This is a genomic window from Streptomyces sp. NPDC052107 (genome assembly GCF_040680215.1).
Lineage (GTDB): Bacteria > Actinomycetota > Actinomycetes > Streptomycetales > Streptomycetaceae > Streptomyces.
Genome location: NZ_JBFAWG010000124.1, coordinates 1 through 14,340, shown reverse-complemented (window position 1 = coordinate 14,340; position 14,340 = coordinate 1). Strand labels below are relative to the sequence as shown.

The following is a 14,340-nucleotide window of genomic DNA, read 5'->3' as shown; positions in this document are numbered from 1 at the left end:
GCAGCGAGGTGATCATGCGTGCAGCATCCCAGCCACCGCCGAGAGCTCGGCACGCAGGCTCCCACCTGCAGCGATGACTTTACGAGCCCCACAGGACCAGGAGGGCGGCCAGGAAGGCCCGGTCCTCAGGGGTGAACTTGACCTTGTTGGTGCCGAGTTGCCGTTCGAGCACAGTGAGTTGGTGGCGTAGGGCCAGGATCTCCATGTCCTTGGCGTGGTCGCTGAGCGGCAGCAGTCGCAGGGTGGCGAAGGTGTTCGTGATCGCCAGGTAGGCGAGGCGCAGCAGCACGAGCGATCATCATGCCAGTCTGCGGCTCCGGGCTCGCCAGCAGGCTGACCAGCATGGATAACGTTTCCGGTACGCACAACCATGACGATCAGCGTCAAAAATAACCCCCACCTCGGACAACGGCACCCGTCTGGTCGCATCCCGGACTAGAGGGGCAGGCACGGCTGGAGACCGGCGATCGGGGCCGTGAACTGGGCGGATGCTTTATCGGCACCCGCACTGTCGGTGCGGGTACGGGGATGAGGACGGCGGCGCCCCCACGGCCGGCGGGAGCCGTGGGGGCGCCTGGTCGTACGGCGTGACCGCTGCTGGGTCAGCCGCGGGGTACGACCATCGACTGGACGTCGGGCAGGCCACGCCAGTCGTTGGAGGCGACCGTGGCGTGCGCCTTGGCCAGTTCGGTGATCCGGGCCTGGGCGTCCGCGTCCGAGGGGTTGGTGTCGTCGAGAAGCGGCGGCACGTTCTGCGCGTCGGTCATGATCAGCAGATAGTGGCGCGTGTCGTACCAGCTCGTGTCGATGGAGCCGCCGAGGTACGTGGCCGCGTCGCCGTCGAACACCACGAACCAGGGGCGCAGCGAGGTGTCGGAGTAGCGGGTGCGCGGGTCGCCGGCCTGGGCGTTGTGGACCGACGGGAAGATGTTGGCCTGGGCGGTCTTGCCCTGGGTGTGCAGGTCACGCAGGTAGCCCGCGTACTCCTTGTCCGTCCACAGGCTGTCGGTCGGGTTGTTCTCCTCGACGGTGCCCGGGATGATCTCGAAGATCACCTTGCCGGCGAGCGCCTGCCGGGTCGGCCAGTTGTTGGCGCCTGCCGCGTCGTCCAGGGTGGCGTACTGGCCGCCGCCGGGCTTGTTGAGCAGGTCGTTCGGCTTGAAGACCAGGTTGCCGAGGTGGGCGCTGATCGACTGGTCGAGCTTGGCCGGGCTCATCCCGAGGTTGGCCTGGAAGCCGGCCTTCATCTCCAGCTTGATGATCAGCGGGGCATGCCCCGGGTGCGCGCCGAGCCAGACCCGTACGTCGTCCAGGCAGCTCTCCAGGTCCTTGTTGGCGCCGCCGGTGTAGAGATCGGCGGGGGTCGACGCGTTGACGCAGTTGTTGCTGTTGCTCGTCAGGCTGTCGTGGCTGACCTTCCACTCCTGGGTGAAGTAGTCGTCCCAGACGTCCAGTTCGATCAGCGAGGTGCCCGTGTCGAGCCCCTGCGCGAGATAGGTGAACGCGGCGGGGTCGTAGGTGTTGTGCAGGCCGGACGTGGTGGCGCCCGAGAGCGGAAGCGTTTCCGTTCCGGTGGTGTCGGCGGCTGCGGTGCCGTTTCCGGCGCTGGCGATGGTGAACGCCAGGCAGGCGGTGAGCGTGCCCATCAGCGCCGTACGCAGTCCAACGGAAAGCCGGCGGTTCAACTGACCGGTCACGTGTCCTCCAGTGGGTGGCTTTGCGTCAGAACGTTGACGGCCAGGCATGAATCGACGGAGACATGACACGTAATGCGATACGGACTCCTGCTGTCGGCTTCCCGCTCCAGCCGTATGCGGAATTCCGTCACCCAGTGGAACGCCTCTCGCCCCGTGCAGGGCAGGACAAGTGGACAGCGGGCATGGGGGGGTGTCGCGAGTCGTACGGTCGTGGGTGGTGGAGCGGTGGCGTACGAAAGTCGCTTGGCGGACCGTCAGGACCAGCTGCGGTCTGCACGTGCGGGCGTGGCGCTGCTCCATCAGGCCGCGTGCCGGCGCAGCAGGGTGTCCGGTCGGACCAGTAGCCGTAGTCGGTTCAGGACCTCGCGCGGCAGCGGCTCCAGCAGAGCGGCGAGGAATGCGCGGTCCTCCGGAGCGAATGTCGCCCGGTCCGTACCGAGTTGCCGCTCGAGGACGGAGACCTGGTGACGCAGGGCGAGGTCTCCGCGTCCTTGACGCGGTCGCTCATCGGTAGCAGCCGCACGACGGCGAACGCGTTGGAGACGGTCAGGCAGGCGAGTCGAAGCAACACCGGTGATCATCCTGCCTCAGCCCCGGGCACGGCCTTGAGCTGCATGGATGGCAATTTCGGCAGGCGCAGTCCGGTGGATGAGCGGTCACTCCCGCGATGCGCAGCCGCGTGTGCCGTGTGCGAGGAAGCCAGCGCGTACAGGCGGCGTAGGCCGACCAGGTCGATGTGGACGAAGTCGCAGGCGATGACGCCCTCGGCTTGCGCGGTCAGGAACTCGCGTCATGCCGACCCTCCACGGCGTGGGGTCTGGATCGATGCCCGCCGCGGTGAGGATCTCCCGAACCGTCGTCGAGCCGACCGGGTATCCGAGTCGGACGAGTTCCCCTTGGATCCGACGGCAGTCCCACCGCGGATTCTCCCTGGCGAGCCGCAGTACCAGAGCCTTCACCGCACTCACGGTCGACGGTCCACCGGGCCTCCTTCGGCGCTTGCTGTAGTCACAATTGCGCGCGCCCGGACTGCGGTTCCATGCCAGCAGCGTCGCGGGCGTCACCGGGAACAGTTGCGCCCACCGGCGCCGGGGAATCAGGGAGGACAGCACCACGAACCACGGGCGATCTGCCGGCTCGTACCAACCCGGGTTCGGGAACTGTCTGCGCGGCGCCGCGTTCTCGTGGCGCAACACGAGCAGTACCGCATCATTGACGGCGCCCCGGCGCCGCAACACCATCGAAACCGCGAGTAGCTCTGCCTGCGGCTGCCACCGCCAGAGGCAGCTTCGTCTTCGCCCGTGGGACTCCTGTCCATCCGGATACACGGGCCGACTACCACGCTCCTGAGCGACGTTGTCTACCCACGGATCTTCACCGTCACGCTGTATCGGCCCTCATCGCCGACGCAGCGGCGGGCCTCGCCGCAACTGGTGCGGCGGGCCGTGATGTCTGCTGAGCCGGGCCGGACGGCGCGCAGGGCGAGTTCGACAGTGCCGCAGCCTCTGCCCGGGGCACAGGTGTGGGCCGATGTGACCCGCGAGGCGCCGGCGGCGGCCAGGACATCGGGTGTTCTGCTGGTGAGGTCGGACCAGTATGTGCTGTGCAGCGTGACCACCACCGAGGTGCCCACCGTGGCCGAGACGGTGGTGTGGTTCGTGCGCTCATCCAGCCGGAGGGGTGCGGGCGTGGTCGGCGCGGCAGACTGCGCGGCGTCGGCGCCGCAGGCCGAGATGGCGGTGAGAGCCAGGCATGCGGCGAAGCAAGGTGCGAAGTGGGAGCGAGGGAGCGCCATGAACGAGACTCCTTCCCGGCAATGTGTGCCGGTGAGACGGTTCCGCCCCAGCAGTGGTTCCCTGCTGGGGCGGAACGTGTCCTGCTGGGCCCGGGGGCCTGGTGGGGTCAGGAGGCGTTGAGGGCGGTGTCGTCGACCACGAAGCTGGTCTGCAGGCTTGAGTCCTCGGTGCCGGTGAACTTCAGCGTGACCGTCTGACCGGCGTAGCTGGAGAGGTTGAAGGACTTGAGTACGTAACCGCCGGCCGCGTTCAGGTTGGAGTAGGTGGCCAGGGTGGTGGTGCCGACCTGGACGGTCAGCTTGTCGTAGGCCGTGGTCGTGGTGGTCTCGGCGGTGTCGATGTGCAGGTAGAAGGAGAAGGTGGCGCTGCACCCGGCGGGGATGGTCACCGACTGGGACAGGGTGTCGGTGTGGGTGCTGCCGTAGCCGTCCAGCCAGGCCTTCCAGCTGCCGGAGTGGGCGGGCTCACTGCCGGAGTTGTCGATCACGCCGCTGCTGGCTGTCCAGGGGGAAGCGGTGCCCGTCTCGAAGCCGGGGTTGCCGAGCTTCTGGCCGGGGCTGGCGCAGCCGCCGCCCGTGCTGCTGACGGTCCAGGTGAACGAGGTGCTGCCGGAGGCGCCCGTGGTGTCGTGGGCGGTGACCGTGACGGAGGAGGTGCCGGCCGTGGTGGGGGTGCCGCTGATCAGGCCGCTGGAAGAGATGCTCAGTCCGGCCGGCAGCCCGGTCGCGGTGTATGTGAGGGTCTGGCCGGAGGCGGAGTCGGAGCCCGTCATCTGCAGGGACACGGCCGTGCCCACGGTGCTGCTCTGGTTCCCGGGGTTGTTGACGGTGACCGTGTTCCCGGTGCTGCCGCCGACGATCGCGTGGCTGATGGCGCACGAGTTGGTGTCGTTGGACCAGCTGGCCTGCTCGGCGAAGGTGCCGGTACCCATCGTGACGTTCGCCGCTCCACCCGTGCTGCCCGGCGATATCCAGGCGCATTCGTCGGCGTTCTCCTGGCCGTTGTAGGAGCTGCCGGTGTGGTTGGTCCAGCCGCCGGCCGGGTTCTGGTCCGACATCATCTCCTGCCACTCGTGGCCGAGCGTCATGGTCCAGCCGTCGAGTGTGCCGGGGGAGTTGACGAACCCGACGCCGCAGCCCGCGCCGGAGTCGATGTTGTACGGCTGGTTGCTGAAGGCGATGTCGCCGTAGCTCGAGGAGACCGCACCGCCGGTCAGCGTGGTGTCACCGTTCCAGTCGTGCCAGGCGCAGTACTGGCCCTGGTAGCTGTCCGGGTTGGTGCCGTGGGGCGACAGGACGACGTAGTACGCGTCGCGGTTGGCGGCGGCCGTGGTGTTGCCGAAGTGGCCGGCCGCCTTCACGGCCTCGGCGCCGAGCTGGTGCCCGGTGGCGGCACTGGGCGAGGCGGCCGAGTTGTCGTACCACGTGCCGGCGAGCACGCCGCCGCTCTGGTAGGGGATGAAGTTGGCATTGGCGGGGCAACTGGTGGCGCCCGACGCCACGTTGGGGCCGTCGCACCACTGGGTCAGGTCGGCCGACCACAGCTCGTTGCCGGTGCCGATGTCCTTGAACATCTCCTGGGCGACGGGGGCGGCGCCCGCCGAGTCGCCGGAGAAGGTCATGTCTCCGTTGCTGTTGGTGCTCTGAGTGCCCCACTGTGTGCCGTAGAACACCAGGTAGACCTTCGAGTGGCCGCTTTGGACACCGATGCCGTCGACGCCGCCGCCGTAGGACAGCGTCTGCGGCCCGGTCGCTGCGGTGGCGGCCGGATGAGTGGCCGCCCAGGACTCCATCTTGGCGTGCCGCTGGAGGGTCGGCAACACGCCGTGCCGGTAAGGGTGCTGGTAGGCGGGGCTGTAGGGGTTGGCGATGGAGCTGCTCGACGTGTGTGATGCCGTCGGTGCGGCAACCGCCTGGGGCGCGGCGGCCAGCATGCCGCCGGTGATCAAGGCCGCGGCCGACAGCAGGGCGGTGGCCCCGCGGCGAGTGAGCCGTCGGAGCCGGTTGGGTCTCGCGTGGTCGGTGTTCTGCGATCGCAAGAGACTGCCCTCCATGGGGGATCGATGCCCTACCCGTGGCATATGTCAGGAGCATGTCAAATGACATGATTCGAGACGGCGCGTAACCACTGATACCTGTGGGCTGCGAGTAGCACGTGCTTTGCTGCGAGCTGCCACCCCTGGCAGTGGTGGCTTCGGCGAAAGGTAGTGAGCGCCCACTCCAAGGCGCTACCCGCCAATGGCAAAGGCTTGTCCTTGAAGCATGAACTTCTGCAGGATCAACGACCTTGAACGGGGAGGGAGTTGATACACGGGTGCTTCAGGGGGAGTCCGCAGCCGATCAGCTCTAACGTGTGGAGCCATGGATGCGGACGACGGACCGGTCAATGACCTCACGGCACTGGGCCTGGCACGCTACGAGGCGCGGGTCTACCTCGCGCTGGTCAGACGCGAGTCGTACACGGCGGCGGAGGTGGCGCGTGAGGCCGATGTGCCGCGCTAACGCGTTTACGACGTACTGGAGGCGCTGGTGCGGCGCCGGCTCGCCTGTCCCGCGTGAAAACTCGGGTTCGAGATGCTGACCTGCAGCCTTTCCCTGCGGGATGACCGCCGCTTGGGGCACGATCGATGGTCATGCCGTGGTCATGGATCTACCTGCTGGCACGCCGGTCGCTGGAGCCGGGGGCTTGCGGCTGCTGGGCAGCGCCGCGAAGGACGTCGAACTGTTGGTGCTGCGGCACCAGGTCGCGGTGCTGCAACGCCAGGCTGGTCAACCGAGACTGGAACCAGGCGACCGGGTGTTGCTGGCTGCCTTGTCGCGGCTGCTTCCCAGGAAGCGCTGGAGCAGCTTCTTCGTCACACCGGCGACGCTCTTGCGCTGGCGTCGTGAGCTGATCGCGGACAGGTGGACGTACCCTCACAAGCGTCTCGGCCGACCACCGATACCGGAAGAGACACGGGAGTTGATACTGCGCCTGGCCCGCGAGAATCCGCTGTGGGGCCACCGGCGGGTGCAGGGGGAGCTGGCCCGGTTGGGCATCACTGTCTCGGCCGCTACCGTCCGGGCCGTCCTGCGCCAGGGCAACGTTCCGCCCGCGCCCCAGGCGGTGCACGACACCTGGGCTTCCTTCCTGCGAGCCCAGGCCTCGGGCCTACTGGCCTGCGACTTCTTCCATGTCGACACCACGTTTCACCGACGTCTCTATGTGCTGTTCTTCATGGAGGTTGAGACACGCCGGGTACACATTCTCGGTGTGACTGCCACCCGAACCGGGACTGGGTGATCCAGCAGGGGAGGAATTTGATGTCGACTTTGGGGGTGCCCCTGCCGAAAACCTCATCCGCCCTGCTCAGGCCGCATGTTTGTACTCGTGGAGGAGGCCGCCGAGTCGGTCGGTTCGGCATATGTCGAGGTGAGCGATTTGATCAGGGTTGTCGATTGGCTTGGGCAGGGCGAAGAGGGGTCGGGCGTTGGTGATGCCCTGGTGGGGCCTGTGGTCGTTGTAGAACTCCTCGAACTGGCGTAGCGCGTGCAGGAGGTGGCGCTGGTCCCAGATGAGAGTGCGGTCCAACAGCTCCCGGCGGCAGGTCTGCACCCAGCGGTCCATAAGGGAGTTCATGCGCGGCATGCGGACCCCGCTGAGCACGACCTGGATCCCCGCGTCGGCGAGGACGGTGTCGAACAGTTCGGGGAACTTCCCGTCCCGGTCCCGGATTATGTAGCGTGCCCGGCAGCCGGCGTCCTCGAGGTCCATGACGAGGTTCTTCGCCGCCTGCGCCACCCAGGACGCGGTCGGATGCGCGGTGGCGCCGAGGATCCGGATCCGGCGGTTGGCGTGCTCGATGACGGCGAATACGTACAGCCGCGCTCCGGTCAGGGTGACCGTTTCGAAGAAGTCGCAGGCCAGCAGGGCGTCGGCCTGGGAGCGCAAGAAGTCGGCCCGGGTGCTGGAGCTCCGTTCGGGCGCGGGGTCGATCCCGGCCTCCTTGAGGATCTCCCATACCGTGGAAGCGGCCACCTTGATCCCGAGCACGAGCAGTTCGCCGTGCACCCTCCTGTAGCCCCACGTGGGATTCTCCCGAGTCAGGCGCAGCACCAGGACGCGGATGGAGTGCACGGTGCGTGGCCGGCCGGAGCGCTTCGGCCGGGAACGGGACGCGTGGTGGCGCGCGACCAGGTCGCGGTGCCATCGCAGCACCGTGTCAGGGTGCACAAGCAACCGCAGCCGACTCAGCGCATCGCGCGGAAGCGGGTGCAGCAATGCCGCCAGGAACGCCCGGTCGCTCGGCCCGAACCGCGGCCTGTCCCCGCCCAGTTGCCGCTCCAGCACCGTGATCCGATGACGCAGCGCCAGGATTTCCACGTCCTTGCCGCGGTCACTCATCGGTAGCAAGCGCAGCACGGCAAACGCGTTCGTCACACCCAGGTAGGCCAGTCGCAGCAGCACGATCGATCATGTTCCCGCAGTTCTCGGCACGCGCGCCAGAGCGCCGTCTCCAGCGACCACCACCAAGATCCCTTACACCGCGCACGCCGCTTCCCACCAGGGCGGATGAGGTTTTCGGCAAGGGCAGGGTCCGCCTGCGCAGTTTCATTTGGAGGGGCAGGTGCAGGGCGATTGCTTCCGGGAAGACGCCTCTGTGCTGACGCGTGGGCGACTTGGCCAGGCAGATGGTGGCAGCCTGGCGGCACATCGAAGCTCCGGTTGGAGGGGTGACCTCTCAGGTCACCCCTCCAACCGGAGCTTCATGCGTACGTCGCGCGCATACCGCATACTTCCGGCGGATGCTGCAACGTGCCATCGACGCCGGTGTGCCGTTCGACCGGGTCATGGTCGGGCCGGAGACACCTCTCCGGCCCGACGGTGTGTCCGAACGACCTGGGCCAAACCTCAGGGGGTCAGAAGGCCCCGGTGCCGTTGGGCGTGCCCAGGCCGGTCGGGCCGTCCCAGCCGGTGCGGGCGTTGCACCACTGGGTGGTGGTGCAGCTGCCGTTGCTTCCCGAGGTCACGTCGTACAGCGAGGAAGCGTGGCTGTAGGGGTAGTTGTTGTCGATGGTGGAGTGGTTCCCGGCGAGTCCGTAGACGGAGGCGATGATCGGCGAGGAGACGCTGGTGCCGCCGAAGACCAACCAGCCGGACCTGCCCTGGTAGGCGGTGCTGTCGTAGACCGCGACGCCCGTGCTGGGGTCGGCGACGGCAGATACGTCAGCCACGGCACGCATGCTGCAGCCGGTGTTGACGGAGGCCTGCCCGCTGAGCGCCGTGTTGTACTGGGAGCAGCCGCTACCCGCGCCGCTCCAGGCCGTCTCCGACCAGCCACGGGAGTTGGATGCTCTGGTCAGGGACGTACCGCCGACAGCGGTCACATAGTGCGAGGAGGCCGGGTACTCGACGCCGTAGCCGCCGTCACCCGAGCTGGCGGTGACGGCGATGCCCGGGTGGTTGTAGTACGAGCCGTAGGTGGCGTCCGGAGCGTCGGAGCCGCCGTAGCTGTTGCTGATGGCGGAGACCCCCGGGGTGGCAGCGGCCCGGTTCACCGCGGTACCGAGGTTGGCGAATGAGTTGGACGACGCTTCCACCAGCAGAATGCTGCAGTTCGGGCAGACGGCCGAGACCATGTCGAGGTCGAGCGATATCTCTTGGGCCCAGCCGCCGTTGGCGCGCGGATATTTGGTCCCGCCGTTCTGGTCGATCTTCCTGAAGCAGCCGTTGCTGGTCGTGCAGGGCGGCAGGCCGTACTGGCTGCGGTAAACGGCGAGGTCCGCTTCGGCGGTGGGGTCATCGTAGGCGTCGACGATCGCAATCGTCTGGCCCGAACCGGCTGTGGAAGAGGGCAGGTTGTAGGCCGACTGCAGGTCGGCGGGACCATACCCGGACGGTGTCGCCGCGGGCGCGAGCTTGTGGGGAGTGGCGAGGTCCGTGCGGACGACCGCCATGCAGGAGGCCGTGCCGGCGGTGGGTGTGGAGCACGAGTGGGCCGTGGCCACGGCGGGAGGGGTCGGGGTCGACGCGGCTTCGGCGCCGGGACCGAAGAGCGTGAGCGGGATCGCCGCCAACGCCACGGTTCCGATTACTGTCAGTCGTGCGCGCAGGTCCATGTATCGCTCCTCGCAAGGGAGATCGACAAACGGCTGCTCGAAGACTGGCAAATTCGCTACTTGTCGTGTACTCCTAAAATCGTCAAGGTTTCGTCAACCTTCCGGACACGATGTAGACATACATGACAATCGAGCCGTGCCGCCGCTGTGGTCGAACTCCGCTCTACTTGGGACTGGCCCGAAAATGAAGCATGAGCCCTGGTCATCGAGGTGGTGAGGTTAATTGCCTCGTGCCGCCTCGATGGGGCGAAGCGGACGGTGTAGCCGAGGGCGTTGGCTTGCCGGGTGGGCAGTGTCCGAAGCGAGCGGATCGGGGCGCAGCCGCAAGCGGGGGCACCGACCTCGGCTGCGACTACTACGCCAAGTACGACCCGGAACGCGCCATGCGCCGCGGCGGGGTGCCTCGACGAACTCGGGTGGAGCCCGAAGGCGCTCGCTCGCAAGCTCAACAGGGTGTTCGGAGCGGGGACGGTGGCCGAGTCGGCGCCGTATCACTGGCGGGACGCCAGCTCCCTGCCGCGCTCGCCGTTACCGATGCCGGCCGCCTATGTGCTCTCCCAGGAGGTGGGTAGAAGATGTCTCGGTGGCCGAACTGTGGCAGGGCCGTGTGGGCGACTCGTCACCGCTCGTCCCTGCGGACACGGATCTCGCGCGGCCCTGGACCGTGCAGGGCATGGAGGCGATCGTGGAGGACTGGGTGATGGGAGGGCTCGTCGACCGACGCCGGTTCCTCGCGATCTCGGGTGCGGGACTCCTCGCGATCGTCGCCCAGTACCTCGACGGCACCGCGGGACGCGGCCAGTACACGCCTCGGATGACGTCTCCGCTGGGCGCCGATCCGCTCGTGGACCAGGTGGAGCAACACCTGCCCATGCTGCAACTGCTCGACGACGAGCACGGAGGGGCACGTCATCTCCCGTATGTGGGAGCGCAGTTCCGGGCAGTCGGGTTGCTGATCCGCGAAGGCGGCTACTTTCCCGCGGTTGCGAGCCGTCTGATCCGCGCGCTCGCGGAGATCGGGCAGCTGGCCGGTTGGATGGCCTTCGACGCGGCCGATCACGGACTGGCGCAGCGCTATTTCGTCACGGCGCTACGGGCAGCACATCAGGTCAACGACCTCGCCCTTTGCGCTCACATCCTCGGCGACCTCTCCTTCCAGGCGGCGAGCCGAGGACACCCCGCGGACGCCGTGGCTCTTGGTGAGGCCGCTCGCCGCGCAAGCGACGCCGCCCCGCCGGTCGTACGGGCGTCTGTCCTGTCCCGGCTTGCCTACGCGTACGCCGCCGCCGGCCGTGACAACGACTTCGCCCACACCCGTGGCGCCGCCCGCGAACTGATCGCAAGCCGTGACGGCCGCCAAGAAGAGCCCCGCTGGATGTACTTCATCACGGACAATCACCTGGACTGCCAGGCTGGTTACGGACTGATCCAAATGGGTCGTGCCCAACAGAAGGCCGACAGTAGGAAGAAGAGCCGTCGCTTCCTCGCCGAGGGGACCGAGATGCTCAGATCCGGGGCGTACGAGGTCCCACGCGGTGACCCGAGCCAGCGCAGGGCCATGTTCGAGGGAGCCTGGCTGGCTCTGGGGCACAGCGCCCACGGAGACCTGGAGGCGGCCTGCGAGATCGGCCAGATTGCCGCCGAGCGCCTCGATGCCGTTCACTCGCCTCGCAGCGCCGCACTGCTCCATCAGCTTGCCGCAGACCTCCGTCGCCGACAGCGCAACCCTCACGTGCGCAGCTTCCTGCCGGCCCTGGAAGACGCCCTCGCCCAACACGCCCGGTTGACACCACCCGGCGGCTAGGGTCAAAGCCATGACCGCAGGGGAGCGCGTTGTCGTTGTCGGGGCTGGGGTGGCAGGGCTCACCACCGCCGTCGTTCTCGCCGAGGCCGGGGTGTCGATGCACGTGATCGCCGAGCAGGTGCCTGGTGTCACGTCGCTGGCGGCCGGGGCGATGTGGGGTCCGTACCTGGTCGAGCCGAAGGACAAGGTCGAACAGTGGGGACAACGGTCCCTGGAGATCTTCCGGGAGCTGGCCGAGGACGCGACGACAGGCGTCCGGCTGACCAGTGGTATCGAGGCGTCCCGCACAGCCGAGGCCGTGCCGGACTGGGCCACGACCCTGCCGGGCTTCCGGCCGTGCGAGCCTGCCGAACTCCCCGCCGGGTTCACGGCGGGCTACCGGTTCACCGTGCCGCTGATCGACATGCCCACCTACCTCGACTACCTCATGCGCCGGCTGCACGATGCCGGGGGAACGGTTGAGCGGCGACGGCTGGCCTCGCTCGCGGATGCCGGTCCGGCCTCGGTGATTGTCAACTGCGCGGGTCTCGGTTCACGCGACTTGGTCCCGGACGCTGACATCCGGCCGATCCGCGGTCAGCACGTCGTCGTCACCAACCCGGGGCTGACCGAGTTCTTCTCCGAGGACACCGGCCTCTCGTCGGATCTGTTGTGCTTCTACCCCCACGGCGACACCGTCGTCCTGGGCGGCACAGCGATCGACGGCGAGGGCGACCTTGCCCGCGACGACAAGGCGGCGGCCGGCATCCTCGCCCGCTGCGCTGAGGTCGAACCCCGTCTGGCCCAGGCCCGCGTGCTGGAGCACCGGATCGGCGCTCGACCGACCCGTGCCACGGTCCGTGTGGAGGAGGACCTGTGGGAGGACGGCACCCTGGTCGTCCACAACTACGGGCACGGTGGCGCCGGCGTCACGCTGTCGTGGGGATGCGTCGAGGAAACTCGGGACCTGCTTTCAGCCCAATGATCTGAGACTCCTGAGGGTGTGGTTGCGGGCCGCGAGCACGCCGCACCACCCAATGGAAGGTGGGGCACTACGTTCTGTCCCAGCAATGGGGTGGTACACAGGCACCATCGGCAGGTCCAACTGCGCAAGGGGCCCCGGTCGGTTGTGAAGCCAGGTGCGCATCGCCCGCCCAGGGATGCGCAATCACCACGTACCCGTTGACATGCCGGGTGCGCAGAGGCGTGGTGGGCCCTTTGGCTGGGGCGACCATGAGCCCGACCACGGCAGGTTGGAGCGCGGCTGGGCAGGCTCCGGTTCGCCCGGGTGCGCAGACTGCGCAACCGTCCACGAGTACTGCGCAACTGCTGCGCGCTCAGTGCGCAGTTCCTTGCGCAAGGCTGCGGTCGGGGTTGTGGTTGGGTCCACGGTCGGGGTTGTGGTGGGGGCCTGTGGTCGGAGACTCTGCGCAGCCGTCGCGCGGAGGCGGTGGGCGCTGTGCATCGGCTGCGCGGGCCGGTCTATACGTTTTGGGCGTGGCTCCAGACCACTGTGCGGTCGGGGTCCCGTATGGGGCGCCACATTGGGTCGGACGGGCCGTTGCTGCGCAGGTCGGCGAGGGATGCGGCCACCACGGGGACAGCGTGCAGGAAGCCGGCCACTGCCGGGTCGACGGCGGCCGCGTGCAGGGCGCGGATGCGGGTGGTGATGCCGGCGGGGCCGGTGCCGTCAAGGACGAACAAGAGGCGGGGGAAGAGCGGGTAGCGCCTTCGCCATTCCTCCTGCACCGGTTCCTGCCCGATGGTCGGCCGGTGGCGACCCGGGGCGGCGGGCACGTAGTGGTAGAGGCGGGCGTAGGCGGTGAGCTTTGCGGCCAGGCGTTCCGGGCCCATGGTGGCCCGGTCGACCTCGACGAACGCCCGCAGCATCGACCCCTCGCCGTCCGCGGGTCCGCGCCGGTAGTACATCAGCGCGTCGGGGATGACGGCCTCACCACCCCCGATGGGGTGGTAGACCTCGGGCAGCCAGTCCAGCGGCCGGCACAACTCGCCGCGGCGGCGCGCGTCTTCGAGGAAGAGGAGCGCGGTCTCGGTCACCGTCAGAGTGTGTCCGGTCCGCAGTCGCGCGGCAGTGGGATCGGACACCGTCTTCGGTGGTCGCCGCCCGCGCAACTCCGGCCAATCCGAGGCGATCTGCACGCCGTAGGAGGTGGGAAACCACACGCGCAGCCGTCCGGCCTGGGGCAGGGTGATGCGGTCGATGAGTCCCTCATGACGCATTTTGGCCAGCCGCCGCCGGGTCTGCTCGATGCGCACCTCGGGGGCGATCACCCGGTGCATCTGTTCGGTGGTGGCCATCCGGTACTGCGTCAGTACCGCCAGCGCCAGCCGGTCGCCACTGCCCGCGTCCACGTCGGTCATCGTCGGCCCGCCTCTCTCTTACGGGCGGCGCCGTCCCGCCCGGCGCCGCGTATACCGGCTACAGCAGCAGGCGACCCCGACCGAATCACCGGCCACGAAGGCCCGACCACGGTCACGGGGCGACAACACCGCCCCCGACCGTGCCGGCATCCCCGCTGATATCTCCTCCGACAACGGACCGTGCCCTGCCGCACGCTGGACGGCGTAGGCGCAGGTCACCATGCCTTGTCGGCCGTGGTCGGGAGCCCGACATCCCCCTATGCGCCTCTCGCAGCCGACCCCGAAACAGAAAGAGAAGGGTTGGGACGGGCTGGCTGGGCCAGCGATCGGCGCGGCGGGGGATCGGGCGGCCTGGAGTAGTTGTTGCGCGTCGGCCGGGGCCTCCGCGCTTAGCGCCGGGCAGGCCGGCACAGAGGGGGGATTGGCGGGCGGGGCGCAGCGAGACGAGGTCACACGCCATCGTCACGACGCCACGCGGGAGTGTAAATCTAACGGCCCTGTCTCACTTTCGGTGGTGACGTAGCGTGCTGTTATCCAAGGAGGATGCGGTGGCGGAGCAGGGTGAAGCCTGCTCGTCCGTGCAT

The 14,340-nt window shown here is 68.3% G+C and carries 10 protein-coding genes and 1 pseudogene; 4 read left to right on the top strand and 7 right to left on the bottom strand.

Translation table 11 applies throughout. The features are described from left to right. Window positions 1-79: 79 nt before the first annotated feature. From AB0M27_RS43125 to AB0M27_RS43110, 4 genes are all read right to left on the bottom strand, one after another. Complete coding sequence (locus AB0M27_RS43125; protein WP_365730939.1) at window positions 80-289, bottom strand: hypothetical protein; 210 nt, start codon at window positions 287-289, stop codon at window positions 80-82. A 313-nt stretch (window positions 290-602) separates the two neighbouring features. After that, window positions 603-1,697, bottom strand: coding sequence for a phosphatidylinositol-specific phospholipase C domain-containing protein (locus AB0M27_RS43120; protein WP_365730938.1), 1,095 nt, complete (start codon window positions 1,695-1,697; stop codon window positions 603-605). A 1,360-nt stretch (window positions 1,698-3,057) separates the two neighbouring features. Continuing rightward, on the bottom strand, window positions 3,058-3,492 hold the full coding sequence (locus AB0M27_RS43115) for a hypothetical protein (protein ID WP_365730936.1): 435 nt from the start codon (window positions 3,490-3,492) through the stop codon (window positions 3,058-3,060). 107 nt (window positions 3,493-3,599) lie between these two features. Beyond that, the gene (locus AB0M27_RS43110) at window positions 3,600-5,531 is read right to left on the bottom strand and encodes a putative Ig domain-containing protein (protein ID WP_365730934.1); all 1,932 of its coding nucleotides are present in this window, start codon (window positions 5,529-5,531) and stop codon (window positions 3,600-3,602) included. Window positions 5,532-5,853: 322 nt separating this feature from the next. On the opposite strand from AB0M27_RS43110, the gene AB0M27_RS43105 reads away from it, so the two are divergent. Together AB0M27_RS43105 and AB0M27_RS43100 are read left to right on the top strand one after the other, a co-directional pair. Beyond that, window positions 5,854-5,994 carry a helix-turn-helix domain-containing protein gene (locus AB0M27_RS43105; protein ID WP_365730932.1) on the top strand — a complete coding sequence of 47 codons (141 nt, stop codon included), beginning with the start codon at window positions 5,854-5,856 and terminating at the stop codon, window positions 5,992-5,994. Between the two features lie 100 nt (window positions 5,995-6,094). Further along, window positions 6,095-6,775: a helix-turn-helix domain-containing protein gene (locus AB0M27_RS43100; RefSeq protein WP_365730931.1), complete on the top strand. Its 681-nt coding sequence runs from the start codon at window positions 6,095-6,097 to the stop codon at window positions 6,773-6,775. Between the two features lie 66 nt (window positions 6,776-6,841). Here the strand turns inward: AB0M27_RS43100 and AB0M27_RS43095 are convergent, their stop codons facing one another. Both AB0M27_RS43095 and AB0M27_RS43090 read right to left on the bottom strand, forming a co-directional pair. Then, window positions 6,842-7,939 carry an integrase core domain-containing protein gene (locus AB0M27_RS43095; RefSeq protein WP_365730929.1) on the bottom strand — a complete coding sequence of 366 codons (1,098 nt, stop codon included), beginning with the start codon at window positions 7,937-7,939 and terminating at the stop codon, window positions 6,842-6,844. A gap of 452 nt (window positions 7,940-8,391) precedes the next feature. Continuing rightward, window positions 8,392-9,429: a S53 family peptidase gene (locus tag AB0M27_RS43090; protein ID WP_365730941.1), complete on the bottom strand. Its 1,038-nt coding sequence runs from the start codon at window positions 9,427-9,429 to the stop codon at window positions 8,392-8,394. A 615-nt stretch (window positions 9,430-10,044) separates the two neighbouring features. On the opposite strand from AB0M27_RS43090, the pseudogene AB0M27_RS43085 reads away from it, so the two are divergent. Continuing rightward, window positions 10,045-11,395, top strand: a pseudogene (locus AB0M27_RS43085) (transcriptional regulator). A gap of 10 nt (window positions 11,396-11,405) precedes the next feature. After that, window positions 11,406-12,359, top strand: coding sequence for an FAD-dependent oxidoreductase (locus AB0M27_RS43080; RefSeq protein ID WP_365730927.1), 954 nt, complete (start codon window positions 11,406-11,408; stop codon window positions 12,357-12,359). 497 nt (window positions 12,360-12,856) lie between these two features. Here AB0M27_RS43080 and AB0M27_RS43075 read toward each other — a convergent pair whose 3' ends face one another. After that, window positions 12,857-13,756: a replication-relaxation family protein gene (locus tag AB0M27_RS43075; RefSeq protein ID WP_365730925.1), complete on the bottom strand. Its 900-nt coding sequence runs from the start codon at window positions 13,754-13,756 to the stop codon at window positions 12,857-12,859. Between the last annotated feature and the right edge of the window lie 584 nt (window positions 13,757-14,340).